Origin of the sequence: Arthrobacter sp. AL12 (assembly GCF_029960645.1) — a bacterium.
Classification (GTDB): Bacteria; Actinomycetota; Actinomycetes; order Actinomycetales; family Micrococcaceae; genus Arthrobacter.
On sequence record NZ_JASBQY010000011.1, the window covers coordinates 22,518 to 46,613 of the forward strand.

The 24,096-nt window shown below is 65.9% G+C and carries 24 protein-coding genes; 21 read left to right on the top strand and 3 right to left on the bottom strand.

Annotation, left to right across the window (positions count from 1 at the left end; translation table 11 throughout):
- Positions 1 to 227 precede the first annotated feature (227 nt).
- The 5 genes from rho (at position 228) to QK291_RS12750 (ending at position 6,334) form a co-directional block, all read left to right on the top strand.
- Entirely contained in the window at positions 228 to 2,477 is a 2,250-nt protein-coding gene (gene rho / locus QK291_RS12730) for a transcription termination factor Rho (RefSeq protein WP_282382399.1), read from the top strand.
- A gap of 190 nt (positions 2,478 to 2,667) precedes the next feature.
- On the top strand, positions 2,668 to 3,741 hold the full coding sequence (gene prfA, locus QK291_RS12735) for a peptide chain release factor 1 (RefSeq protein WP_282382400.1): 1,074 nt from the start codon (positions 2,668 to 2,670) through the stop codon (positions 3,739 to 3,741).
- Positions 3,742 to 3,758: 17 nt separating this feature from the next.
- Positions 3,759 to 4,631: a peptide chain release factor N(5)-glutamine methyltransferase gene (gene prmC / locus QK291_RS12740; protein ID WP_282382402.1), complete on the top strand. Its 873-nt coding sequence runs from the start codon at positions 3,759 to 3,761 to the stop codon at positions 4,629 to 4,631.
- 33 nt (positions 4,632 to 4,664) lie between these two features.
- Complete coding sequence (locus tag QK291_RS12745) at positions 4,665 to 5,570, top strand: L-threonylcarbamoyladenylate synthase (protein WP_282382403.1); 906 nt, start codon at positions 4,665 to 4,667, stop codon at positions 5,568 to 5,570.
- Positions 5,567 to 6,334 carry a WecB/TagA/CpsF family glycosyltransferase gene (locus QK291_RS12750; protein ID WP_282382405.1) on the top strand — a complete coding sequence of 256 codons (768 nt, stop codon included), beginning with the start codon at positions 5,567 to 5,569 and terminating at the stop codon, positions 6,332 to 6,334. Before QK291_RS12745 ends, QK291_RS12750 begins: the two co-directional genes overlap by 4 nt.
- Here the strand turns inward: QK291_RS12750 and QK291_RS12755 are convergent.
- Complete coding sequence (locus tag QK291_RS12755; RefSeq protein WP_282382407.1) at positions 6,331 to 7,227, bottom strand: glycosyltransferase; 897 nt, start codon at positions 7,225 to 7,227, stop codon at positions 6,331 to 6,333. The genes QK291_RS12750 and QK291_RS12755 overlap by 4 nt on opposite strands.
- 296 nt (positions 7,228 to 7,523) lie before the next feature.
- Here QK291_RS12755 and QK291_RS12760 point away from each other — a divergent pair, with 296 nt between their 5' ends.
- The 14 genes from QK291_RS12760 (at position 7,524) to QK291_RS12825 (ending at position 21,100) form a co-directional block, all read left to right on the top strand.
- Complete coding sequence (locus tag QK291_RS12760) at positions 7,524 to 8,657, top strand: MraY family glycosyltransferase (RefSeq protein ID WP_282382409.1); 1,134 nt, start codon at positions 7,524 to 7,526, stop codon at positions 8,655 to 8,657.
- 122 nt (positions 8,658 to 8,779) lie between these two features.
- Entirely contained in the window at positions 8,780 to 9,265 is a 486-nt protein-coding gene (locus QK291_RS12765) for a hypothetical protein (RefSeq protein ID WP_282382411.1), read from the top strand.
- Complete coding sequence (locus QK291_RS12770; RefSeq protein WP_282382412.1) at positions 9,258 to 9,587, top strand: hypothetical protein; 330 nt, start codon at positions 9,258 to 9,260, stop codon at positions 9,585 to 9,587. Before QK291_RS12765 ends, QK291_RS12770 begins: the two co-directional genes overlap by 8 nt.
- A 91-nt stretch (positions 9,588 to 9,678) precedes the next feature.
- Positions 9,679 to 10,479 (top strand): F0F1 ATP synthase subunit A, encoded by an 801-nt coding sequence (gene atpB / locus QK291_RS12775; RefSeq protein ID WP_282382414.1) that lies wholly within the window; start codon positions 9,679 to 9,681, stop codon positions 10,477 to 10,479.
- A gap of 77 nt (positions 10,480 to 10,556) precedes the next feature.
- On the top strand, positions 10,557 to 10,760 hold the full coding sequence (gene atpE / locus QK291_RS12780) for an ATP synthase F0 subunit C (protein WP_009356484.1): 204 nt from the start codon (positions 10,557 to 10,559) through the stop codon (positions 10,758 to 10,760).
- Positions 10,761 to 10,817: 57 nt separating this feature from the next.
- Entirely contained in the window at positions 10,818 to 11,366 is a 549-nt protein-coding gene (locus QK291_RS12785) for a F0F1 ATP synthase subunit B (protein ID WP_282382438.1), read from the top strand.
- The gene (locus QK291_RS12790; RefSeq protein ID WP_282382440.1) at positions 11,366 to 12,190 is read left to right on the top strand and encodes a F0F1 ATP synthase subunit delta; all 825 of its coding nucleotides are present in this window, start codon (positions 11,366 to 11,368) and stop codon (positions 12,188 to 12,190) included. Before QK291_RS12785 ends, QK291_RS12790 begins: the two co-directional genes overlap by 1 nt.
- A gap of 82 nt (positions 12,191 to 12,272) precedes the next feature.
- Positions 12,273 to 13,910 (top strand): F0F1 ATP synthase subunit alpha, encoded by a 1,638-nt coding sequence (gene atpA / locus QK291_RS12795; RefSeq protein ID WP_282382575.1) that lies wholly within the window; start codon positions 12,273 to 12,275, stop codon positions 13,908 to 13,910.
- Between the two features lie 78 nt (positions 13,911 to 13,988).
- Positions 13,989 to 14,882, top strand: a complete 894-nt coding sequence (locus QK291_RS12800; protein ID WP_282382442.1) for a F0F1 ATP synthase subunit gamma — start codon at positions 13,989 to 13,991, stop codon at positions 14,880 to 14,882.
- An 80-nt stretch (positions 14,883 to 14,962) separates the two neighbouring features.
- Positions 14,963 to 16,417, top strand: a complete 1,455-nt coding sequence (gene atpD, locus QK291_RS12805) for a F0F1 ATP synthase subunit beta (protein ID WP_282382444.1) — start codon at positions 14,963 to 14,965, stop codon at positions 16,415 to 16,417.
- Between the two features lies 1 nt (position 16,418).
- Positions 16,419 to 16,703: a F0F1 ATP synthase subunit epsilon gene (locus QK291_RS12810; RefSeq protein WP_282382446.1), complete on the top strand. Its 285-nt coding sequence runs from the start codon at positions 16,419 to 16,421 to the stop codon at positions 16,701 to 16,703.
- Between the two features lie 10 nt (positions 16,704 to 16,713).
- Positions 16,714 to 17,145 (top strand): DUF2550 domain-containing protein, encoded by a 432-nt coding sequence (locus QK291_RS12815; RefSeq protein ID WP_282382449.1) that lies wholly within the window; start codon positions 16,714 to 16,716, stop codon positions 17,143 to 17,145.
- A 5-nt stretch (positions 17,146 to 17,150) separates the two neighbouring features.
- Positions 17,151 to 18,548 (top strand): alpha/beta hydrolase-fold protein, encoded by a 1,398-nt coding sequence (locus QK291_RS12820; RefSeq protein ID WP_282382452.1) that lies wholly within the window; start codon positions 17,151 to 17,153, stop codon positions 18,546 to 18,548.
- Positions 18,545 to 21,100, top strand: a complete 2,556-nt coding sequence (locus QK291_RS12825; RefSeq protein ID WP_282382454.1) for a DUF2156 domain-containing protein — start codon at positions 18,545 to 18,547, stop codon at positions 21,098 to 21,100. The genes QK291_RS12820 and QK291_RS12825 overlap by 4 nt, the downstream gene beginning before the upstream one ends.
- A 79-nt stretch (positions 21,101 to 21,179) precedes the next feature.
- Here QK291_RS12825 and QK291_RS12830 read toward each other — a convergent pair whose 3' ends face one another.
- Both QK291_RS12830 and nucS read right to left on the bottom strand, forming a co-directional pair.
- Positions 21,180 to 21,383, bottom strand: a complete 204-nt coding sequence (locus QK291_RS12830) for a cold-shock protein (RefSeq protein WP_024365900.1) — start codon at positions 21,381 to 21,383, stop codon at positions 21,180 to 21,182.
- A gap of 745 nt (positions 21,384 to 22,128) precedes the next feature.
- Entirely contained in the window at positions 22,129 to 22,824 is a 696-nt protein-coding gene (nucS, locus tag QK291_RS12835) for an endonuclease NucS (RefSeq protein WP_282382458.1), read from the bottom strand.
- Positions 22,825 to 22,883: 59 nt separating this feature from the next.
- Between nucS and QK291_RS12840 the strand changes: the two genes are divergently transcribed.
- Together QK291_RS12840 and QK291_RS12845 are read left to right on the top strand one after the other, a co-directional pair.
- Positions 22,884 to 23,237: an ATP/GTP-binding protein gene (locus QK291_RS12840; RefSeq protein WP_282382460.1), complete on the top strand. Its 354-nt coding sequence runs from the start codon at positions 22,884 to 22,886 to the stop codon at positions 23,235 to 23,237.
- A gap of 47 nt (positions 23,238 to 23,284) precedes the next feature.
- Complete coding sequence (locus QK291_RS12845; RefSeq protein WP_282382462.1) at positions 23,285 to 24,088, top strand: alpha/beta fold hydrolase; 804 nt, start codon at positions 23,285 to 23,287, stop codon at positions 24,086 to 24,088.
- Positions 24,089 to 24,096: the final 8 nt, after the last annotated feature.

Genomic DNA, 24,096 nt, shown 5'->3' on the forward strand with positions numbered 1-24,096 from the left:
TTTGGTCTGACGCAGGAATCCGCAGAAACAATCTCTGCACCGCCTGAAAACGTCAGCCCGCCGTTCCATATCTTCCGGAATACGGCCGGTGTTGTTATATCCGGCCGTGCTGGCCAATATCCATCCGGCAAGGCCGAAATCCCGGCTGCAGATCTGAACTGCAGCCCAGAAAAAAATCATCGCGTCCAGCTCCTAGTCTGGACGCCGTCGAGGGGGAAGGATCCTTCGTGACCGAAACCACTGAGCTGTCTTCAGCTGTGGAAACATCATCTTCTGCTGCCGGATCGTCTACGGCCGCACCCGCCAAGAGCAGCGGCCTCGCCGGCCTTAAGCTCGCCCAGCTCCAGGCTCTTGCCAGCCAGCTGGGGATTTCCGGCGGTTCGCGGATGCGGAAGGGCGACCTCGTGTCGGCCATTTCCGCCCACCGCGCCGGTACTCCGGTGAGCAAGGCTCCGGCCCGCGCGGCTGACAAGGCGACCGACAACGGCACCGTCGCCCAGGCCTCGGCTCCGGCCGCCGCGCCTGCCGCCGACTCCGAGGCCCCGGCCCAGGAAAACCCGCGTGCCCGCGGACGTGGCCGCAGCCGCCGCGCCGGCAGCGACGGCGTGATCACGACTCCCGCCGCCGAGGTCCCCGCAGCCGCTCCGGCCTTGGAGGCCCCCGCCGCTTCCGCCGAGGCAGGCTCTGCCGAGAACGGCTCCGCCGCCTCCTCGGCGGAAGGCAGTGACCGCACCCGCCAGCCGCGCACCCGCAACCGCCGCCGCAGCGATGCCGCAGAGCAGTCCGGAGGACAGGGCGCAGGGCACAACACAGCGCAGTCCGCAGCCCCGGCCGCAACCGCTGTCGAGGCTCCGGCCGAGCACCGTCAGGCTGAACAGCGCAACGAACAGCGCACCGAACAGCGTTCGGAACAGCGCAACGAACAGCGCACCGAACAGCGTTTGGAACAGCGCCAGGCAGAGCAGGGCAGCGAAGATGGCCAGCGCCGTGAGGGCACCCGCACCCGCGGCGGCCGCGACGACGCTGCCGGCAGCCGCGACACCCGCGACAACACTGCCAACCGCGACACCCGCGACAACACTGCCAACCGCGACACCCGCGACGGAGACGACAGCGACGGCGGCAGTCGCCGGAACCGCCGGAACCGGCGTGACCGCAACGACCGCAATGACCGGCCCGAGCGCTCCGGCGGGCAGGACAGCCGCGACAACACGTCACGCAACGACCGCTTCCGCGACCGCAACGACCGCCGTCGGGGCCGTGTCCAGGGACCGGACGTCGACGACGTCGAGGTCACCGAGGACGACGTTCTGGTGCCCGTTGCCGGCATCCTGGACGTGCTGGAAAACTACGCGTTCATCCGCACCTCCGGCTACCTGCCGGGCCCGAACGATGTCTACGTGTCCCTCGCCCAGGTCAAGAAGTACAACCTGCGCAAGGGCGACGCCGTCGTCGGTGCCATCCGCGCACCGCGTGAAGGCGAGGCCCCGCAGGGGAGCCAGCAGCAGACGACGCGTCAGAAGTTCAATGCCCTGGTCCGCGTCACCTCGGTCAACGGCAAGACCCCCGAGGAACTCAAGGACCGCGTCGAATTCGCGAAGCTCGTCCCGCTGTACCCCTCCGAGCGCCTGCGACTCGAGACGGACCCGAAGAAGATCGGACCCCGCGTCATCGACCTGGTTGCCCCGATCGGCAAGGGCCAGCGCGGCCTGATCGTTTCGCCGCCGAAGGCCGGCAAGACGCTCATCCTGCAGTCCATCGCCAACGCCATCACCACCAACAATCCTGAGGTCCACCTCATGATGGTGCTCGTTGACGAACGCCCCGAAGAAGTCACGGACATGCAGCGCACCGTCAAGGGTGAGGTCATTGCCTCCACCTTCGACCGTCCGGCCGACGACCACACCACCGTGGCCGAACTCTCCATCGAGCGTGCCAAGCGCCTCGTGGAAATGGGCATGGACGTTGTGGTGCTCCTCGACTCGATGACCCGTCTGGGCCGTGCCTACAACCTGGCGGCGCCGGCTTCCGGCCGCATCCTCTCCGGTGGCGTCGACTCCGCAGCGCTGTACCCGCCGAAGCGCTTCTTCGGGGCAGCCCGCAACATCGAAAACGGTGGCTCACTGACCATCCTGGCAACCGCGCTCGTCGAGACCGGTTCCAAGATGGACGAGGTCATCTTCGAAGAGTTCAAGGGCACCGGCAACATGGAACTGCGCCTGTCCCGCCAGCTCGCGGACAAGCGCATCTTCCCGGCCGTGGACGTCAACGCGTCCGGCACGCGCCGTGAGGAAAACCTGCTGTCCCCCGAGGAAGTCAAGATCATGTGGAAGCTGCGCCGCGTCCTTTCCGGACTCGAAACGCAGCAGAGCCTTGAGCTGCTGACCAACAAGATCCGGGAGACCCAGAGCAACGTGGAGTTCCTCATGCAGGTGCAGAAGACGACGCTTGGTGCGAAGTCCGATAACGACAAGTAGCTGGCTTTAGCCGCTCAAAATATGCCGGCCCCGCCCCTACGCCGGGTGGCTGACGATCTACGATCGTCATCCACCCGGCTCCGGCAGGCCCGAAGCCACTCCCTGGCCGGCATATTTTGAGCGGCTTCGCTGTTTGCCCACCTTCGCTGTCGCGTTACTAGACTTGTAAGAGTCGAAAGAGGTTTTGAAAATGTTTGAGTCCGTACAGGGCCTGTTGGATGAGCATGACGCCATCCAGGCACAGCTTGGGGATCCTGCTGTTTATGCTGACCAGAAGCTGGCCCGGAAGCTGGGGCGGCGTTCTGCCCAGCTGAACGGCATTGTCGAGGCGTATCATGCCTGGCACGGCATCCAGGATGACCTTGCGGCTGCCAAGGAAATGGCGGGGGAGGACCCGGAGTTCGCCGCCGAGGTGCCGGAGCTTGAGGCGGCGCTGGAGACGGCTGCGGCCAAGCTGCGCCGGCTGCTGATCCCGCGCGACCCGGACGATGCCCGCAACGTGATCCTCGAAGTCAAGGGCGGCGAAGGCGGCGACGAGGCTGCCCTGTTCGCGGCCGACCTGCTGCGGATGTACACCCGGTACGCGGAATCCCGCGGCTGGAAGACTGAGATGATTTCCGCTAATGAATCCGACCTGGGCGGCTACAAGGATGTCCAGGTGGCCATCAAGGGCAACTCGAACGACCCGGCCGAGGGCGTCTACGCGCGGCTCAAGTTCGAAGGCGGAGTGCACCGTGTCCAGCGCGTCCCCGTGACGGAATCCCAGGGCCGCATCCACACCTCCGCCGCCGGCGTGCTGGTGCTCCCGGAAGTGGACGAGCCCGAAGAACTGGACATCAGCCAGAACGACCTCAAGATCGACGTCTACCGTTCCTCCGGCCCAGGCGGCCAGTCCGTGAACACCACGGACTCCGCCGTCCGGATCACCCACCTTCCCACCGGAATCGTGGTGGCCATGCAGAACGAGAAGTCGCAGCTGCAGAACCGCGAAGCCGGCATGCGCGTCCTTCGCGCCCGCATCCTGGCGCACCAGCAGGAGCAGATCGACGCCGAAAACTCGGCCCAGCGCAAGTCGCAGATCCGCACCATGGACCGCTCGGAACGCATCCGGACCTACAACTACCCGGAAAACCGGATCGCGGACCACCGCACCGGCTACAAGGCCTACAACCTTGACCAGGTCATGAACGGCGACCTGGAGCCGGTCATCCAGTCGGCCATCGAGATGGACGAACAGGCCCGCCTCGACGCCATCGGCGACTGATCCCGGCCCCCGCAGTGATGACAGAACGAACCTCGCTGAGCCTCGCGGACGCGGTCCGCGCGGCCACGGCCGTCCTGGCCGCCGCTGGCGTCCCGAGTCCCCGGGCCGACGCCGAACTCCTCGCCGAGCATTTGCTCGGCGTCGGGCTCGGCCGGCTCCGGGCCCTGATGCTGGGCGACACCGCAGCCCCGGAGGGCTACGGGGAGCTCATCGCCGAGCGTGCCCGGCGCATTCCGCTGCAGCACATCACCGGCGTCGCGCACTTCCGCTATCTGGAACTGGCCGTCGGGCCGGGAGTGTTCATTCCTCGCCCGGAAACGGAATCCGTCGTCCAGCTCGTGATTGACCGGCTGCGGGGCCTGGCCCATCCCAAGGTGGTGGACCTGGGCACCGGGTCCGGGGCCATCGCCGGATCGATCGCGCACGAGGTTCCCGGCGCGGAGGTCCACGCCGTCGAATTCAGCGAGTTTGCGCACGCCTGGGCCGCCCGGAACCTGCTTCCGCTCGGTGTCCACCTGATCCGCGGTGACCTGCGCGACGCCCTGCCTGAGCACAACGGGACGTTCGATGTCGTTGTGTCCAACCCGCCTTATATTCCCGCCGAAGCGGTCCCGAACGAACCCGAAGTGGCCCTGCACGATCCCCCCGAAGCACTGTACGGCGGGGGACCGGACGGCATGGAGCTTCCGACGGCGGCCGCGGCCTCCGCGGCCCGGCTGCTGGTTCCCGGCGGCTACTTCGTGATGGAACACGCCGAAGTCCAGGCGGGCTGGATCGCCGCGATGCTGGAGCGCTCCGGGCTGTGGGCGGCGGTGGCCACCCATCGTGACCTCAACGGCAGGGACCGGGCCACCAGCGCCGTTCTTGCCGACCCGGCCGCCTCGCGGTGAAACGGGCAAACGAAGTGATGGAAGAATAGGCCCGTGACGACTAGCTACGATTGCACAGCAGCTGAGCAGCGCGCTGCCGGACTTGAACATGCCCAGCGGGCCATCCGGGACCACAAGTGCGTGGTCTTCCCGACGGACACCGTGTACGGGATCGCCGCCGATGCGTTCTCCCCGCTCGCGGTGACCCTGCTGCTGGCGTCGAAAGGCCGCAGCCGGAAGATGCCGCCCCCGGTCCTGATCCCCAGGCTCAATGCCCTCGACGGACTCGCCACGGATGTTCCGGCCGAGGCCCGGCGCCTGGCGGAGGCGTTCTGGCCGGGCGGACTCACCCTGATCCTGCATGCCCAGCCGTCCCTGGACTGGGATCTTGGCGAGACCAAGGGTACCGTCGCCCTCCGGATCCCGGCCGACGACGTCGCCCAGGACCTGCTGACGCTGACCGGGCCGCTGGCCGTCTCCTCGGCGAACCGCACGGGCCAGGCGGCGGCGCTGACCGCGGCCGAGGCCGAGGCCCAGCTCGCAGAGTCAGTGGAGGTCTACCTCGAAGGCGGGCCACGTCCGGCCGAGGGCGCCGATGCCCTGCCCTCCACCATTGTTGATGCCACCGCTGTGCCGCTGCGGGTGGTCCGCCAGGGCGCCATCAGCCTGGAACGGCTCCGCGAGGTCGTCCCGTCCGTGCTCGGCGTCGGTGAGGAACCGGGAGCTGCAGAGCCGGAAGCTGCTGAGCCGGAAGCTGCAGAAGACGGCGCCGCCACGGCAGACGCTGCTGCCGGGCCCGGGGAACCCGCGCATGCTGTGGTGCCCGCCGAAACTGCGGAACCCGCTGGTAATCCTGAACCGGCTGGACCCGCTCAACCGGCTGAACATGCCGAACCTGCCGAACCTGCCGAACCTGCTGAACCTGCCGACCGTCCCAGCACGGGGGCCGGCACCGTATGATCCTCCAGCGACAACGCGTCCCCGTCCTTGACGTGGACGCGACGCCCCTGACTGTTCCTGAACTGACAGAGGTCCTTAACCGATTCGTGGCCGAAGGCACCACCCGCACGGTCCTGGGACACAACCTGCACAGCGTCACACTGTGCCACTCCGACCCGGACTTCCGGGCGCTCTACGATCAAAGCGACGTGGTTCTGATCGACGGCGCGCCGGTGCTGATGCTCTGGGCCCGCGGCAGCGGGGCGCAGCAGGGCGGGGGCCCCGTCATGGACTACAGGCTGGGTTCCACGGACTGGATCCCGGCGCTGGCGGACGTCGAGGGACTTGAGCGGATTGCCGTGATCGGAGCCGGATACGAGGCGAACTCCCAGGCCGTGGCCCGGCTCGCCGCCCTGGTCCCACAGGCCCGGGTCACCGGGCTGCCGGGGGAGGGCTGGAACGAGGAACTCGAGGAATCGGCTGTCACGTGGCTCGCTGAGTTCCGGCCGCAGCTGGTGCTGCTTGGGCTGGGCATGCCGCTGCAGGAGCAGGTGCTCACGCGCCGGCTGGCAACGCTGCCCCCGGCGGTCTACTGTGCCGTGGGCGGCGCGATCGAGCAGATTGCGGGGATCCAGAAACTGGCACCGCGGTGGCTCGGACGCCTGGGCCTGGAATGGGCCTGGCGGCTGGTCCTGCACCCCCGGCGGGTCGCGTACCGGGTCTTCGGCGAGCCGTGGCTGCTCGCCGGGCTGCTGGTCCGGCGCCGGCTACAGCCCGGGCGCTAGAACTTCTGGTCCTTGAGGGGGCCAAAGCCCTGGCCGCGCAGGCCGGCGGAAAATGCCCCGAACCAGTCGGCCAGGCCGCGGAGATCGCCGCGCTGCAGGAAGTAGCCGAGGTAGCCGCCGACATCCGCGACGAACGACTTGATCCTGAAGTGGCGGCGGATGAGGTACCCGCGGTTCCGGTAGTAGTAGTAGCGCTTGAAGGCCGACTCCGGCACGATGACGTGCCACCGGGCGCCATAGACGTGCTTGGTCTCGGTAAAGGCGTGGGGGTGGGTGATGGCCGTCGTCGTGACGGTGCCGAAGCGGATTCCGGCCTTGCGGAGCCGGATGGTGAAGTCCACCTCGTCCCCGCGGATGAACAGGCGCATGTCCGGCAGGCCGACCTTGAAAAAGACATCCGAGCGGATCAGCGCGCCGTTGAAGAAGTGGCCGTCGTCCGGCAGGAACCCGATCTTCTCCACCTCGGCACGGTCGTGGGTGACCTTCCCGTCGAGGCGGAAGAAGAAGGAGAGCCGGTCGGGGTGGCCGGGGGCGACCACGAGCGGTACGACGGCTTCGAGGTCCCGGGCCTCCGCCTCGCGGACGAGGGTGGCGAGGCATTCCCGGTCGGCGGGCTCGGCGTCGTCGTCCATCATCCAGATCCAGTCGGCGCCGGTGGCGACCGCCTTGAGGATCGCGAGGGCGAAGCCTCCAGCGCCGCCAAGGTTGGCCTCGGACCGGACGTAGTCCACGTTCTCGTGCGCCCGCGCCACATCCTGGGCGGGGACCGTGCCGGAATCGACAAGGCAGATTGATCGAACCGATGCCGTCTGGTTGTTGATGGCGTTCAGCAGAACTGCCAGCTCCCGGGGACGGTCAAACGTCACGGCGGCAACTGCAACCGACAGGGTCATCGAGTGTTCCTTTCAGCACGGCCGCCGGTGGTTTTCCCGCCGGCGATGGGCCGTGTGACGCGAAGACAAGTGGCCGTTGGCGTTAGTATCTTGACTAGAGTCCACTGTAATACAGCCCTGTCAGGCACTACGCACTGCCTGCCCTGCGCGCGGCGACGGAGAAGTTTCATTTATCGCAAGACAGACCAACAGCAACTGAGTTCACCCCACCCCCGGAGCCACGCAGCATCACCGTGGCTCCGGGCTGTGAGACCGGGTGTGCCCTGTGCGGACGGCTCCAAGCGGGTGTCTCCGCAGTGATTATGTACCTGCTCATGATGCTCTCAGCGGCCGTCGTGAGCTACACAGCGACCTGGGGTGCCCGCTATGTCGGCAACCGGATGGAGCTGTTCTCCCCGATCCGCAGCCGGGACATGCACTCGACCCCCGTGTCGAGGCTCGGCGGCCTGGGGATCTTCGCCGGGTTCTTCGTGGCACTGCTCCTGGCCAGCCAGTCCTTCTTCGTCAAGGACATCTTCCGGAACAACGACGCTCCCTGGGGGATCCTCGCGGGCGCTGCCGTCATCGTGCTGGTCGGCGTGGCGGATGACCTGCTGGATCTGCGCTGGTGGGTCAAGCTCATCGGCCAAAGCGCCGCGGCCCTGGTGGTGGCGGTCTGGGGCGTCCGGATGACCATCATTCCGTTCGTCCCGGAGCCGTATGTGATCGAGAGCGACGCCGTGAGTATCGTGCTGACGGCCGGGCTGATTGTGACGACGATGAACGCGTTCAATTTTATTGACGGTCTCGACGGGCTGGCGGCGGGCGTGGCCATCATTGGGGGGACCGCCTTCTTCCTCACGGCGTACTGGGTGCACCGAACGGCCGTTCTACTGGACCGCTCGGACCTGGCCACCCTGCTGACCGCCGTGCTTGTCGGCGCCTGCATCGGCTTCCTGCCGCACAACTGGTTCCCCGCCAAGATCTTCATGGGTGACTCCGGAGCCATGCTGATCGGCCTAATCATGGCCTCGGCGGGCATTGTGTCCACCGGCCAGATCACGTCCGGGCTGTACGACCGGGCCAACGGCATCCCCACCATCATCCCGATCCTGCTGCCCTTTGCGGTGCTGTTCCTGCCGCTGCTGGACCTCGGCCTGGCCGTGGTGCGCCGCACCGCGCTCGGGCGGTCACCGTGGTCGGCGGACCGCGGCCACCTGCACCACAAGCTCCTGGATATCGGGTATTCACACCGCGGTGCCGTCATCCTGATGTACCTGTGGACCTGTGTGCTGGCGTTCGGAGGCCTCGCCCTCGCCATCTTCCAGTGGCAGGTCGTCGTGGTTGTTGGCGGGGCCGCGATGGCCATCATGGCCGGCGTGACGGCGTGGCCGTACCTGCGCCACCGGGCCCCGGGGCTGGGGCCCCGCTCATCGGCCGAGGACGAATGACGCCGCAGCGGAACCGCCCCGGCTGGGCTTTTCCGAATATTTTCTATCTCATGTAGAATTCATGTGCGGTCCCTCGCCGCGCCGCTTTGACCAGCACACCACGCCTCGACGATTGGGATCTCATGACCTCCAACGCCGAACCCGGACGACTGTCCGGCGCCGGACCCGTTGGTGTCTCAGGTCCCACAAAATCATTGTGGCTGCGCCTGCTGGCCATCAGTTCGACCGTTGGTGGTGGCGCCCTGCTGCTCACCAGTCTGGCGGCGCTCCTTATCGACAGCATGGCCGCGGCGCTGTCGTCCCTCTTCGGCGGGGCGCTGGTGATCGCTTTCTTCTCGATCAGCCTCCTGGTCGGCCATTTCGGCGGCCGCAACCACTCCTCCGGGGCCATCGGGCTGTTCGCGGGAACGTATTTCATCAAGGTCGTGGGCTTTGCTGTGGTGCTTTTTGCCATCGGAAGCCCCGAGTGGCTGAACGGGCGCTGGTTCCTGGCCGGCGCCGTCGTGACTGTGGTTCTGTGGCAGGCCGCCGAAATCTACGGCTTCAGCAAGGCCCGGCTCCAGCTCTACAACGACCCCGAGACCCCGGAAGGCGGCACCGATGTCTAGCCGCAAAGAGCGCCCCACGAACAAGCCCCGCAGCCGGGAAAACACCTCCGGAGCCCCCGGTGTTTCCGACAACGGACGCGACGGCGGATACAACGCCGGGATCGCCGTCTTCAGCTACATTGTTGGCGGAATCATGGTCTGGAGTTTGATAGGGTGGGGTCTGGATAATCTGTGGGGAACCCGCTGGATTGTGCTCGCAGGCGCTCTGCTTGGAGCTGCGGGAGGGTTCTATCTTTCACATATGCACGGCCTTACCAGTCTCCGGAATTCGACTGGTGAGGACACTGCTGCACGTGGCCCGTCCAAGGACGAGGATCAGTAATGCCAAATAATTTCACAAGGGGAGAGTATGACAGCAACGTCGACCCTTTCCTACCAACGCCCAATGATGGACACTGCAGAGAGGAAACGCGTTGATCGCGCTTGCGCTCCCGGCCCAAGATTCAGGAACTTTTACGCCTCCTGGAATTGAAGAAATCCACCTGCCGGCAATCCTGCCGTGGGGGGCGGCCGACGGATTCTCCAAGCAGATGCTGCTGGTAATCCTTTCGGTCGTTATTATCGCCGCATTCTTTCTGATGGCTGCCCGCAAGGGTCAGCTCGTCCCCGGCCGGCTCCAGTTTGCAGGTGAAGCCGCCTACGGCTTCGTCCGCAACGGCATCGGCAAGGACATCATCGGCGGCAAAGACTTCATGAAGTACGTCCCGCTGCTGTTCAGCCTGTTTTTCTTCATCCTGGTGAACAACATCTACGGCGCCATTCCGGTAATCCAGCTCCCGACTTTCTCGCATGTCGGCGGCGCCTACGTGATGGCCGGAATCGTGTATGTCACGTGGATCGCCATCGGCGTCAAGAAGAACGGCCTGCGCTACTTCAAGCTGGCCACCGTGCCGTCCGGAGTCCCGGGCTACATTCTTCCGATCGTCATTCCGATCGAGATCATCTCCAACTTCCTGGTCCGCCCGGTCACGCACAGCCTCCGTCTTTTCGCGACCATGCTGGCCGGCCACCTCATCGTCATGATTGCCGGTTCCGGGATCGAGTACCTCGTCACGCAGGAGAACCTGTTCCTCAAGGGCACTTCGGTTCTCGTCCTTGGGGGGGCGATCGCCATGTACATGCTGGAAGCGCTGATCATGGTCCTGCAGGCGTACGTGTTCACGCTGCTGACCGCGATCTACATCGAAGGCGCGCTGCACGCGGATAGCCACTAGGCACCCAAAATCTTCCCCTCTGGGGATGAAGTACACCAAACAACCTGCCACATAGATGGCATCTTGAAAGGAAAAAAATGGAAGGCAATCTCAACCTCGTAGGTTACGGTCTGTCCGCAATCGGCGGTGGTATCGGTGTTGGTCTCGTGTTCGCCGCGTACATCAACGGCGTAGCACGTCAGCCGGAGGCACAGCGTGTGCTCCAGCCGATCGCATTCCTTGGCCTTGCGCTGACTGAAGCCCTCGCCATCCTCGGCCTGGTCTTCGCGTTCGTTCTCTAGTCTGAACTCTAGAACAAAGCGAACATCCAGAACCGAGTAGATAAGGACGGGTGAATTATGAATCAGCTGATCATCTCAGCCGCCACAGAGGGCGCCAACCCTCTCGTTCCCAATCCTTGGGAAATGCTTGTCGTCTTCGCGGGCTTTGCTGTCCTCATGTACATCGTGGTCAAGTACGTTGTCCCGATGTTCGAGAAGACCTTCGCAGAGCGTGCGGAGGCCATTGAAGGTGGCATTGCCAAGGCTGAAAAGGCCCAGGCAGAGGCTTCCGCGGCTCTCGAAGAGTACAAGCAGCAGCTCACCGATGCCCGTGCCGAGGCCAACCGCATCCGCGAGGAAGCACGTGCCGAAGGCGCTCAGATCCTTGCGGACCTGAAGGAGAAGGCAGCTCTCGAGTCTGCCCGCATCACGGCCCAGGCGCACGCCGCGATCCAGTCCGAGCGCCAGGCGGCCGTCGTGTCGCTGCGCACGGAAGTTGGCACGCTGGCCACCACCTTGGCCGGCCGCATTGTTGGCGAGTCCCTCGAGGACGACGCGCGCTCAGCCCGAGTGGTTGACCGCTTCCTGGCAGATCTGGAGAACCAGAACGCAGGTGCAGCTAAGTAATGGCAGGTGTATCGAGCGAATCGCTCACCGCGGCCTTGGCGGCGCTGGAAGCCAAGCTTCCTTTCGCCTCGCTGCAGTTGGCTAAGGAACTCTTCGGAATCCTGGGAACGGTGGACAGCTCGGCTGGCTTGCGCCGCGCCCTGACTGACCCGTCCCGCAGCGGTGACGAAAAGTCGGCGCTTATCAAGCAGCTCTTCGGCGGGAAAGTCTCCGCGGATGCTGGGGATATCGCGAGCGGACTCGCCGGCTCACGCTGGGCGTCGGCCCGGGATATCGGCGATGCACTCGAGACTCTTGCCGCTTCGGTGGTAATTGCCGTTGCTGAGAACAAGTCTGCCGTCTCTGCCTCCGGGATCACCGGCTTGGAAGCGCTGGAGAACGATCTGTTCTCCTTCAACCAGGCCGTCGATTCCAACCACGAGGTACAGCGTGCTGTGTCCGAGCCGCAGGCTAGCGCGGCCGCCAAGGTTGCCCTCGCCGAAAAGCTCGTACCGAGCGCAAGCGAGGAAGCGAAGGTCCTTATTGGACAGGCAGTTTCGCAGCCCCGTGGCCTCAAGGCAACCAAGCTCGTCCGTCGTTTCGCGGAGCTTGCAGCCAAGCGCCAGCAGCGCTGGATTGCAACGGTCAGCGTCACCCGTCCGCTGACGGAGACACAGACCAGCCGTCTGCAGGCGGGGCTGAATGCCTTGTACGGGCGGGAGCTCAAGATCAACATGAACGTTGACCCGGCACTGATCGGTGGCATCCGGATCCAGGTTGGTGACGAAGTGGTAGACGCTTCGGTCCTCGCCCGCCTGGGCCAGCTCCACCGCCAGCTTGCTTAGCCAGCCGGACCAGCACAACTAAACGAAACCCCGGTCATCGTGAGCAACGATGATCACGAAAACAGGAGAGCAGGGACTGCAGATGGCCGAATTGACCATCAACGCCGACGACGTCCGTAATGCGTTGAACGAGTTCGCGGCGTCCTACGAACCCGGAAACGCAGAGCGCGTAGAGGTCGGCCGTGTAACAACCGCAGGTGACGGCATCGCCCGTGTTGAGGGCCTTCCCTCGGTCATGGCGAACGAGCTGCTTCGCTTCGAAGACGGCACCCTGGGCCTGGCCCAGAACCTCGACGTCCGCGAGATCGGCGTCATCATCCTCGGTGACTTCACCGGTATCGAAGAAGGCCAGGAAGTTCACCGCACCGGACAGGTTCTGTCCGTACCGGTGGGCGACGCCTTCCTCGGCCGCGTTGTCGACCCGCTGGGCGAGCCCATCGATGACCTCGGCGAGATCAAGGCCGAAACCACCCGTGCCCTGGAACTCCAGGCACCCGGAGTGACCCAGCGCAAGTCGGTTCACGAGCCGATGCAGACCGGCCTCAAGGCTATCGACGCCATGATCCCGATCGGCCGCGGCCAGCGTCAGCTGATCATCGGTGACCGCCAGACCGGTAAGTCGGCTATCGCCATCGACACGATCATCAACCAGAAGGCCAACTGGGCCTCCGGGGATGTCAACAAGCAGGTGCGCTGCATTTACGTAGCCATCGGCCAGAAGGCATCCACGATCGCGGCTGTCCGTCAGACCCTTGAGGACAACGGCGCACTGGAGTACACGACCATCGTGGCTTCCCCCGCGTCCGACCCCGCAGGCTTCAAGTACCTGGCACCGTACGCCGGTTCGGCCATCGGCCAGCACTGGATGTACGGCGGCAAGCACGTCCTCATCGTGTTTGATGACCTCTCCAAGCAGGCCGAGGCCTACCGTGCAGTGTCGCTGCTGCTCCGCCGCCCGCCGGGACGCGAAGCTTACCCGGGCGACGTGTTCTACTTGCACTCCCGCCTGCTGGAGCGTTGTGCCAAGCTCTCCGACGAGCTCGGTGCAGGCTCGATGACCGGCCTGCCGCTCATCGAGACGAAGGCAAACGACGTCTCCGCCTACATCCCGACCAACGTGATCTCCATCACCGATGGCCAGATCTTCCTGCAGTCGGACCTGTTCAACGCCAACCAGCGTCCCGCCGTCGACGTGGGTGTCTCCGTTTCCCGCGTTGGTGGCGCCGCCCAGGTCAAGTCCATGAAGAAGGTCTCCGGTACCCTGAAGCTGGAACTGGCTCAGTACCGCGACATGCAGGCGTTCGCAATGTTCGCCTCGGACCTCGATGCCGCATCGCGCCAGCAGCTGACCCGTGGTGCACGCCTGATGGAACTGCTCAAGCAGGGCCAGTACTCGCCGTTCCCGGTCGAGAATCAGGTCGTCTCCATCTGGGCCGGCACCAACGGCCACCTGGACAACGTTCCGGTTGAGGACATCAACCGCTTCGAGACCGAGTTCCTGGAGCACCTCAAGCACAAGTCCTCCATCCTGACGACGCTGGCCCAGACCAACGTCATGAGCGATGACACTGCAGAAGCTTTGAAGACCGCGATCGTGGACTTCAAGAAGGGCTTCTTCGGCGAGGGAGACAACCACCTGGTTGGTGCGGGGCACGAAGAACACGCCCCCATCGACGAGGCACAGGTCGACCAGGAAAAAATCGTCAAGCAGAAGCGCTAGTTTCGCTGGCAGGGATTGCCGGGACCCCCAAGCGGGTTCCGGCAGTCCTGGCCACCGGGATCTTAGGAAAGGATAAGTATGGGAGCCCAGATCCGGGTCTACCGCCAGAAGATCAGCTCGACGACGTCGATGCGCAAGATCTTCAAGGCGATGGAACTGATCGCTACCTCGCGCATCGGGAAGGCCCGAGCACGCGTAGCAGCTTCACTGCCTTACGCAAACGCCATCACGCGTGCCGTTTCTGCTGTCGCAAGCCAGAGCGAAATCGACCACCCGCTGACCACCGAGCCGGAGCAGATCCGCCGGGCCGCCGTCCTGGTAATCACCTCGGACCGTGGCCTCGCAGGTTCGTACTCCGCGAGCGTGCTCAAGCAGGCGGAAGGCCTCAACGAGCTGCTTGTCGAGGAGGGCAAGGAAGTCAAGTTCTACCTGGTCGGCCGCAAGGCGCAGGCCTACTTCGACTTCCGGAACCGACAGTACGGGCGCGTTTGGACCGGCGGCACGGATGCGCCGGAGTTTGCCACCGCACAGGAAATCGGCGAGGCATTGCTGGCTGACTTTGCGATGGACTATGCAGAGGGCGGCGTCGACGAGATCCATGTCGTCTACACCCGCTTCAAGTCCATGGTCACCCAGGAGCCGACGGTTATCCGTCTTCTCCCGCTTGAGGTTGTCGAAGAGCAGGCTGCGTCCGAATCGGACCTCCTGCCGCTCTACGAATTCGAGCCGGAAACGGAGCAGGTTCTTGATGCTCTGCTGCCGCGCTACATCGAATCACGCATCTTCGCCGCGATGCTGCAGGCAGCAGCTTCGGAGCTGGCTGCCCGCCAGCGGGCAATGAAGTCCGCCGGCGACAACGCCACGGACCTCATCAAGAAGTTCACGCGTCTGCGCAACACTGCCCGCCAGGCTGAAATTACGCAGGAGCTTTCCGAAATCGTGGCCGGCGCCGACGCGTTGAACGCGTCCTAGCCACCCCGGTCTCGGATCCTGCCGTACCTGCACCAAAGTAAACTTAACCCCAACGCCATCTACTGAGTGAAGTGAGAGAGATGACTGCCACTGCTACCGAACACGTAGCCGCGACGACCGGTGCTACCGGCCGTATTGCACGTGTTATTGGCCCGGTTGTCGACGTCGAATTCCCGGCTGACGCAATCCCCTCGATTTACAACGCACTCACCACCGAGATTACTCTCAACGGTGAGACCAAGACGATCACTTTCGAGGTTGCCCTGCACCTCGGAGACAACGTCATTCGCGCCATCTCCCTGCAGGCAACCGACGGACTTGTCCGCGGCACCGCTGTAGTGGACTCGGGTGCCCCCATCTCCGTTCCTGTCGGCGACGTCGTCAAGGGACACATCTTCAACGTCCTCGGACAGCCGCTGGACGTGGCTGAGTCGGAACTCGGAATCACCGAGCGCTGGCCCATCCACCGCAAGGCTCCTGCCTTTGCGACGCTTGAGGGTTCCACCGAGATGATGGAAACCGGCATCAAGGTCATCGACCTTCTCACCCCGTACATCAAGGGTGGCAAGATCGGTCTGTTCGGTGGTGCCGGTGTCGGCAAGACCGTGCTGATCCAGGAAATGATCACCCGTGTTGCCCGCAACTTCGGCGGCACCTCGGTGTTCGCCGGTGTCGGCGAGCGTACCCGTGAAGGTAACGACCTCTGGGTTGAAATGGAAGAGGCCGGCGTCCTCAAGGACACCGCTCTTGTGTTCGGCCAGATGGACGAACCGCCGGGAACGCGTCTGCGCGTGGCCCTGTCCGCCCTGACCATGGCGGAGTACTTCCGCGATGTGCAGAACCAGGACGTGCTGCTCTTCATCGACAACATCTTCCGCTTCACCCAGGCAGGGTCCGAGGTTTCCACCCTCCTCGGCCGCATGCCGTCGGCCGTGGGCTACCAGCCCAACCTGGCTGACGAGATGGGCCTCCTGCAGGAGCGCATCACCTCCACCAAGGGCCACTCGATCACCTCGATGCAGGCCATCTACGTCCCCGCAGATGACTACACCGACCCGGCCCCGGCCACGACCTTCGCACACCTCGACGCGACCACGGAACTTTCCCGTGAAATCGCTTCCCGTGGTCTGTACCCGGCCGTTGACCCGCTGACGTCGACGTCCCGCATCCTGGATCCGCAGTACATTGGCAACGACCACTACAACACGGCCGTCCGCGTCAAGCAGATCCTGCAGAAGAACAAGGAACTTCAGGACATCATCGCCATCCTTGGCGTTGACGAACTCTCTGAAGAAGACAAGATCGTCGTGTCGCGTGCACGCCGCATCCAGCAGTTCCTCTCGCAGAACACCTACACCGCCAAGCAGTTCACCGGCGTCGAGGGCTCCACCGTGACCATCAAGGACACCGTTGAAGGCTTCACCGCGATCTGCGACGGCGAGCTCGACCACATTGCAGAGCAGGCGTTCTTCAACGTCGGCGGCCTGGATGACGTTGAGCGCCAGTGGGCCAAGATCCAGGAACAGACCAAGTAATATGGCTGAGCTTGAGGTTGAGATTGTCGCAGCGGACCACTTCGTGTGGTCCGGAGCGGCCACGATGGTCAAGGCCCGCACCAGCGATGGTGAAATCGGAATCCTGCCCGGCCACGCGCCCCTGCTGGCGATTCTGGCCGAAGGCGAGCTGGCAATCCAGCCGGTCTCCGGTGACCGCATTGCCGTAGTTGTCGACGGCGGATTCTTCTCCGTCGACAACAACCGGGTCGTCATTGTTGCTGACAACGCCCAAATGGGCGACTCGGCTACTGCGGGGATCCGCTAGCACGACCTTGATGAACGATACTGTTTTTCCGTTCATCGCCCTGGCAACGGTCTTTGCGTTGCTGGTATTTGCACTGTGCCTTTCCGGGGTGCGCCGCTTCAATCTGCGGCGCGCCCTGGGCACGGTGGACGCCTCCATTTGCACGGCTGGAAACAGCTGGCAGATGGGGGTTTGTCGTTATCAGGACAACGACCTTGAGTGGTTCCGCCTTGCCTCGCTGAGCATGCGGCCGAAGCACACCTTCCGCCGGAGTTCGCTTGAGTTGATCGGCCGGCGCAAACCCACCGAATCCGAACTTGTCAAAGTCCAGCCCGATGCCGTGATTGTCGAACTCCGGTACGAAGGGCAGGACGTCCTCCTGGCGATGCGGTTCGACGCCTACACGGGGCTCTCGTCCTGGCTTGAGGCCGGGCCCGTCGTCGGCGTCGGCACCTGGCGCTAGCCCCGGTGGACTTCATCGAAGACCTCCGTGTCGTCGACGGGCCGGTGCTCTGGTTCGCCTGGACCGCGGGTGCTGCGGGCCTGGTCTACCTGCTGTTGCTGGGCGGACGTCCTGCCGCCCGGGCTGCGGCCGGAAGTAAGGCCGGCCCCCGCCGGCTGGCATTCCTGCTTCCCCCCGCCGCCGCGATCCTGGCCGCCGCCGCGCTGCTGGCCGGCGCGCACTGGGCGCTGATCTACGTTTTTTCCGTCTTCCCCGGGGAACTCCCGCCCGAGGTCCTGGCCTGGTCCCTTCCCGCCGTCGCGGCACTGCTGCTCTGGCTGGTGCGCCTGTGGGACACCTGGCGGTCCACGGGCGCCGCCCGGGCGCCCGGCCGCAACGGCCGGCGGCGTCCGGCCCGGACGACGGCGGTCTCCACCGCCGCCCTGTTCGGCGTCGTCCTGCTCTCCGCCGTCCAGATCAACGGCTACTTCGGCCTCAACCACACGGTGAGTGACCTGACCGGCACCGCCCTCGCCCGGATCCAGCCACTGGAAGACGGGCTGAAACGCGCCCCCGGTCCCTCCGCCGCTGTCGGCCTGTCCGGGTGGAACCCGCCGGCGGACCTGCCCGAGCGCGGCGTGCTGCGGCGGGCCGGAATCCCCGGCGCCGCCTCAGGCTTTGCCAGCCGTGAAGCCTACGTCTATCTGCCGCCGGCCTACCAGGCCAAGCCCCGTCCGGCGCTTCCCGTCCTGGTCCTCTTCGCCGGCCAGCCCGGCGCCCCGGCGGACTGGCTCACCGGCGGGGCACTGCGCAGCCGGATGGACCGGTACGCAGCCGCGCACCAGGGGGTGGCTCCGGTGGTCGTCGTCGTGGACCCGAACGGTTCCGCCGCGGGCAACACGCTCTGCATGGACAGCTTGATCGCCCGGGCCGACACGTTCCTCGCCGAGGACGTGCCGGCCTGGATCAACCGGACGCTGGATGTGGATCCGAACCCCAAGCAATGGGCGGCCGGGGGATTCTCCTTCGGCGCGACCTGCGCCCTGCAGATGGTGACCCGCCATCCGGACGTCTACAGCTCCGCCCTGGCCTTTTCCAGCGAACAGGAACCCGCCCTCGCCAAGGAGCGGGAGAAGACCGTTGCAGCCTCCTTCGGCGGCGACACCGAGGCCTTCGACCGCCAGACACCGCTGCGGCTGATGCGGGAGCACCGCTTTGAAGGTCACGCCATCTACTTTGCCGCAGGCGAGCGGGACCCCGAATTCGTCGGCTATCTGGAGGTTCTGTCCGCCGCCGCACGCGCCGCCGGGTTCACCGTCGACGCGCGCCTGGTCCCCGGTGCTGGGCACTCCTGGGAGACCGGGTCCGCGGGGCTGCCCGCCGGACTGGACTTCCTGGCGTCCCGCTGGGGCATCCGGCAGTGAGACCCGAAGCAGCGGCAGGGCAGCGGGGGACCGGCGCCGCCTCCCTCCAGGGCCTGGGCCGCGCGGGCGTGCGGGAGTCGCTGGGCCATCTGCGCGCCATACCGTTCACCCTCGCCGTCCTCGCGGTCTTCCTGATCACCGGCGCGGCCACGGGAAGCTTCCTCTCCGGGCCGCCGGAATCGCTGCTGGACGTGGCGTCCGTCAGTGCCCCGGAGTTGAAGGCCGGGAACTGGTGGTCGCTGTTCAGTTCGATGTTCTTTGCCACCAACCTGTTGGCCTACGCCGCGGCCGCGCTGATGATCCTGCTGCTGCTGGGCATCGCGGAGCGGCTGCTCGGGACGCGGCGCACGGCCGTGTTCTATTTCGCCGCCCAGTTCGCCGCGGTGACGCTGTTCCTGCTGGTGACACAACTCGCCCGCTATCCCGACGACGGCTGGCTCAGCCGGATGGTGGACGCGCGGCTGATGGGCCCGTACGCGGCCGTCCTGGCGGTGTCGCTGGCGTCCAGCGGGCTGCTGCCCACGCTGTGGCAGCGGCGGCTGCGCACCGCCGTCGTGTCCGTCTCGCTGATGCTCGTGCTGTACGTGGGGCATGCCGAGACGGTCGTCGGGTTCGCCGGGGCGCTGGCGGGGCTGGCAGCCGGATGGTGGATCCAGGGCGACAAGGGCACCCTGCACCGGCACCGCTCCACCGGGCGTGAAACCCGCAACCTGCTCGCCCTCACCGTGGCGATCTTCGCCGTCGGACCCATCCTGACTGCCACGGTCCGGACCCCCACCGGACCGCTGGCGCTGCTGCGGGACGTTGTGCTCAACCCGCTGCCCACGCTGAACCAGCTGGAGCAGAATTGCGGCGGCACCATCGACGCCACCTGCCTGGAGGCCGGCCGCGCCGGGTTCGCCGGGCCGCTGGGCCTCGCGCTGGCGGTGGTGCCCGTGGTGCTGCTGCTCATCTGCGCCGACGGCATGCGGCACGGCCGCCGGCTCGCCCTGCGGATCGCGGTCACGCTCCAGCTCGCCGTGACGGCCCTGGCCGCCGTCTACCTGTCCCTGTTCGCCAGGATCCCGCAGTACGCCAACCGGCCGCACACCGGCGTGATGGGGTCCGGGTTCGTGCACGTGCTGCCCCTGGTGGTGGTTCCGCTCGTGCTCGTTGTCCTGCTCGCGGCGAACCGCCGCCAGTTCCGCGTCGAGACAAGTCCCCGGGCCCGCCGGGCCCTCACCGCGGTAGTCGGCGGCACCTGGCTCGTGCTGGCGTCCTGCTATACCGGAGTCTGGCTGGCCGCCGGCGGCATGGACCGCGACGGCGGCCTGCTGGGCCTGGCTGCCGAGCTCTCCCGCCAGTACCTGCCGCTGCCCATCCCCGGCATCTACAGCCGCATCTTCCAGGGCCGCGGCGCCGTCGAGGCCTTCCTCTTCGCCGCCTCCGGCATCATCTTCTGGGCGGTCGCCCTGGGCGCCGTGTGGCTGGTCCTGCAGCGCCGGCTGCACCTCAGCGACGCAGGGGCCGGCGACCGCGACGTTGCCCGCAGCCTGATCCGCCAGGGCGGCGACTCGCTGTCCTGGATGGCGCTGTGGGCGCCCAACAAGTACTGGTTCGCGCCGGACAGCCGCGGGGGAGTGGCCTATCAGCAGCATGGCAACGTCGCGCTGACGCTGGCGGGACCCTTCGGCCCGGCAGCGTTCCACGAGGAGACCGCTGCGGGCTTCATCCGGTACTGCGCCGAGCATGCCCTCATTCCCTGCTTCTACTCCTGCACCGACGAACTGTGGCCGATGCTGGAGGGCCGCGGCTTCCGGCGGGTGGCCGTGGCGCAGGAGACCCGGCTGGCCGTGCGCTCGCTTGAGTTCAAGGGCAAGGACTGGCAGAACGTCCGGACCGCCCTGAACCGGGCCAAGAAGACCGGGGTGCGCGCGGTGTGGGGCCGCTACGCCGACTTCGCGCCGGCGGTGCGCGCCCAGCTGAGCGAGGTTTCGGAGGAGTGGGCCGCCCAGAAGTCCGTCCCGGAGATGGGCTTCACGCTTGGTGGCATCGATGAGCTTGAGGACCCGGAGGTGCTCTGCTGCCTCGCGGTGGACGCCGAGGGGCAGATCCAGGGCGTCACCAGTTGGCTGCCGGTCTATACCGAGGGCCGCCTGGTGAGCTGGACGCTGGACTTTATGCGCCGGCGCGGCGATGCCTTCCCCGGCGTGATGGAATTCCTGATCGCCTCGGCGGTCCAGGAGCTCCGGAGCTCGGTGGAGGTCATTTCGTTGTCCGGGTCCCCGCTGGCCAAGGAAGCGGACACGGTCCCGGGTGCTCCCCGCGGTGAGGCCGGGCCCGAGGCGCTGGCCAGAATCCTCGACGTCGTCGGGAAGGCTCTGGAGCCCGTGTACGGCTTCCGTTCCCTGGCCACTTTCAAGTCCCGGTTCAAACCCGCCTACCGGACGCTGTACCTCTATTACCAGGACCCGCTGCAGCTGCCCGCCATGGGCAGGGCACTGAGCCGGGCCTATCTGCCCGGGTTGTCCGTGCGGCACAGTGCCCGGCTGCTGAGGACCCTCGTGCGCTGAGGCATAAAATGGTCCCCGGCTCGGAGGCCGGGGACCATTTCTGCGCGGGGAGTGCCGGTGGCACTCCCGCCGCGGGGTACTAGACCAGCGTTACGCCGGTAGCCTGGGGGCCCTTGGCGCCCTGGCCGATTTCGAACTGAACGCGAGCGTTCTCGTCGAGGGTCTTGAATCCACCGGTCTGGATCTCAGAGTAGTGAACGAAGACATCGCCATCGGAGTCATCCGGGGTGATGAAGCCGAAGCCCTTTTCAGCGTTGAACCACTTGACGGTTCCCTGTGCCATGTATATCTCCTCATTATGGATTTTGGATAAGTCAGGCACACTTCGTCCCGGACTTGGTCACTCCGCGAGAAGAACCTTGGCTATGGGACCGGATAAACCGGACTTCGGCGGCAGGAGCTTCAAGCTCGCAACATGTCTTGCGAGCATGAAAAAACACCTACACAAAGACTGGTCTTAGAATTTCATGTCATTTGCGTCAGGTCAACGGGCCCGGCGCACAATTTCATAAAATTTGTACAAAGTATCGACGAATTATTCCACCGCGGAATGCCGCCGGCCTTTTCACCCGTGTTGGACCACCACTTCCCGGCAGCGTTCCTGCTCTGAGGCCACAATGGACTATGGCTGAATCCCCTATTCTGGTAAATGGTCTCCCGGGGGCAGGGAAGACCACATTGAGCCGGCAACTGGGCGCGGCACTGGCGGCTACCGGCCACGAGACCTCGATTACGTGGCCAAAGGCATCGCCCAATCGGGAAGCCCGGCTGTAGTGGAGATTTGGTGCGAGATCGACCCGGCGTTGGGCCGGGGCCGCTATGAGTCGCGGCGGCGGCACAGGATTCATTCGATGGGGGCGGCGGCGGCAACGGCCTGGGCCGACTGGACGGCACAGGCAGGTCTCCTGTCACTCGGCCCGACAATCCCGGTGGACACGTCCGGGCCCGTTCACCTTGCCCCGCTCAGGGCACAGCTGGCACTGGCAATGGGCTCATAACCCGGGATCGAGGGCCGGCGCAGTGGGGCTCTAGAAGAGCCGGGACTCGACGTCGTCCACGCCGCGCATGGCGTCGTAGTCGAGGGTGATGCAGTCGATGCCGCGGTCGTTTGCCAGGACCTTGGCCTGTGGTTTGATCTGCTGGGCGGCGAAGATCCCGCGGACCGGTGCCAGCAGGGGGTCCCGGTTGAGCAGTTCGAGGTAGCGCGTGAGCTGTTCGACGCCGTCGATGTCACCGCGCCGCTTCAGCTCGATGGCCACCGTGGCGCCCTTGGCGTCCCTGGCCAGAATATCCACCGGGCCGATGGCGGTGAAGTACTCGCGGCGGATGAGGGAGAACCCGGTGCCGAGGAGTTCGATCTGGTCGGCCAGCAGCCGCTGCAGGTCCGCCTCCACACCGTCCTTGATCAGCCCGGGGTCCTGGCCCAGCTCATGGGAGGTGTCATGCAGCTGCTCATGGATGTTGATGATCAGGCGGTCGTCGGTTTTGGCCGACTGGACGGTCCACTGTTCGACCACGCCGGTTTCGACGTCGACCTCGTCCGGGGTGGAAACCCGCAGGGACGCCGGGGGACTCATCCAGTTCAGCGGCTTGTAGGATCCGCCGTCCGAGTGGACCAAAACGGAACCGTCGGCCTTGACCAGCAGGAGCCGGGTGGCGAGCGGGAGATGGGCTTTGAGCCGGCCGACATAATCAACGGAGCAACGGGCTATGACTAAACGCACCCGGTCAACACTACCGTCTGCAGGGGCAACGGGCACCCGGATTGGGGCAGAATGGAACCATGCCCCGTTCCAACCGCCCCCGCCGAGCCGTGTCAGGACGAGCCGGCCCGGGCAAAGCCGCCAAGCCCGGAGTAAAGGGCGGGCCCGTGCCGGAACTGGACCTGGAACGCGCGCGCTCGGGCATTGCGCGGCGGGAGAGTGCTCCGGACGGCGAGTGGTCGGTCCGGCCCGTGACCCCCGGCCGTGCCGAAAAGACCTACATCTGTCCGGGCTGTTCGACCGCCGTGCTGCCCGGCGTGGCGCATCTCGTCGTGTGGTCCGAGTCCCATCTGTTCGGGGCCGCCGCGGGCCTCGCGGAGCGGCGGCACTGGCATACGAACTGCTGGACCTCACGCAGCTACCGGTACCGCTGAGTGCCGCCACGGACTGCTTTGCCGGCCGCTTTCGCTAAGCTGGACGCATGAGTTTTGACCCGGCGTCGTACGTCTTCAGCCAGCCTTCCGCACCGACCGCGATCCGCGCCTCCACCGTTCTCCCGGCCCGCCGGGAGAACGTGGAGCTCCGCACGAGCGACGGACACCGGCTCGTCGGGGAGCTGGCGCTCCCGGAGTCCGGCGAGGTGACGGCCACCCTGATCACGCTCCATCCGCTGCCCACCCACGGCGGCTTCATGGACTCGCACGTCTACCGGAAAGCCTCCTACCGGCTGCCCGCCCTCGCCGGAATCGCCGTGCTCCGGTTCAACACCCGCGGCACCGGATCACCGCGGGGAACATCCGACGGAGCGTTCGAGGAGGGCATCGGTGAACGCCTCGACGTCGAGGCGGCCGTGAAGTTCGCCGTCGACCGCGGCCTGCCGAACCGCTGGCTCGTGGGCTGGTCCTTCGGGACCGAGCTCGCGCTGATGTACGGGGCGTCGGAACCGGTGGCCTCCGAGGTGGAAGGTGCCATCCTGCTCTCGCCCCCGCTGCACCGCGCCACGGAGGTGCACCTGAAGGAATGGGCAGCCTCCGGCAAACCGCTCAAGGTCCTGGTTCCCGAGCTTGACGATTACCTCCAGCCGGCCGAGGCCACGGAGCGCTTCGGGGCGGTGCCGCAGGCCCGCGTCGTGGGCGTGGACGGCGCCAAGCACCTGTGGGTGGGGGAGAAGTACGCCGCCCGGGTGCTCAATGAAATCGTTGACGAAGTGCTCCCGGGCCAAGGCGGTGCCGGGACTGAACTGCCGCAGGAATGGGCCGGTCCGGTGGCCACCCCGCACGCCTGAGCGCCTTT

Coding starts and splice junctions, on each gene's coding strand:
- prfA (WP_282382400.1), top strand. CDS start 2,668: ATGTTTGAGTCCGTACAGGGCCTGTTGGATGAGCATGACGCCATCCAG.
- prmC (WP_282382402.1), top strand. CDS start 3,759: ATGACAGAACGAACCTCGCTGAGCCTCGCGGACGCGGTCCGCGCGGCC.
- QK291_RS12750 (WP_282382405.1), top strand. CDS start 5,567: ATGATCCTCCAGCGACAACGCGTCCCCGTCCTTGACGTGGACGCGACG.
- QK291_RS12755 (WP_282382407.1), bottom strand. CDS start 7,227: ATGACCCTGTCGGTTGCAGTTGCCGCCGTGACGTTTGACCGTCCCCGG.
- QK291_RS12765 (WP_282382411.1), top strand. CDS start 8,780: ATGACCTCCAACGCCGAACCCGGACGACTGTCCGGCGCCGGACCCGTT.
- QK291_RS12770 (WP_282382412.1), top strand. CDS start 9,258: ATGTCTAGCCGCAAAGAGCGCCCCACGAACAAGCCCCGCAGCCGGGAA.
- atpE (WP_009356484.1), top strand. CDS start 10,557: ATGGAAGGCAATCTCAACCTCGTAGGTTACGGTCTGTCCGCAATCGGC.
- QK291_RS12785 (WP_282382438.1), top strand. CDS start 10,818: ATGAATCAGCTGATCATCTCAGCCGCCACAGAGGGCGCCAACCCTCTC.
- QK291_RS12790 (WP_282382440.1), top strand. CDS start 11,366: ATGGCAGGTGTATCGAGCGAATCGCTCACCGCGGCCTTGGCGGCGCTG.
- atpA (WP_282382575.1), top strand. CDS start 12,273: ATGGCCGAATTGACCATCAACGCCGACGACGTCCGTAATGCGTTGAAC.
- QK291_RS12800 (WP_282382442.1), top strand. CDS start 13,989: ATGGGAGCCCAGATCCGGGTCTACCGCCAGAAGATCAGCTCGACGACG.
- atpD (WP_282382444.1), top strand. CDS start 14,963: ATGACTGCCACTGCTACCGAACACGTAGCCGCGACGACCGGTGCTACC.
- QK291_RS12810 (WP_282382446.1), top strand. CDS start 16,419: ATGGCTGAGCTTGAGGTTGAGATTGTCGCAGCGGACCACTTCGTGTGG.
- QK291_RS12815 (WP_282382449.1), top strand. CDS start 16,714: ATGAACGATACTGTTTTTCCGTTCATCGCCCTGGCAACGGTCTTTGCG.
- QK291_RS12830 (WP_024365900.1), bottom strand. CDS start 21,383: ATGGCACAGGGAACCGTCAAGTGGTTCAACGCTGAAAAGGGCTTCGGC.
- QK291_RS12840 (WP_282382460.1), top strand. CDS start 22,884: ATGCCCCGTTCCAACCGCCCCCGCCGAGCCGTGTCAGGACGAGCCGGC.
- QK291_RS12845 (WP_282382462.1), top strand. CDS start 23,285: ATGAGTTTTGACCCGGCGTCGTACGTCTTCAGCCAGCCTTCCGCACCG.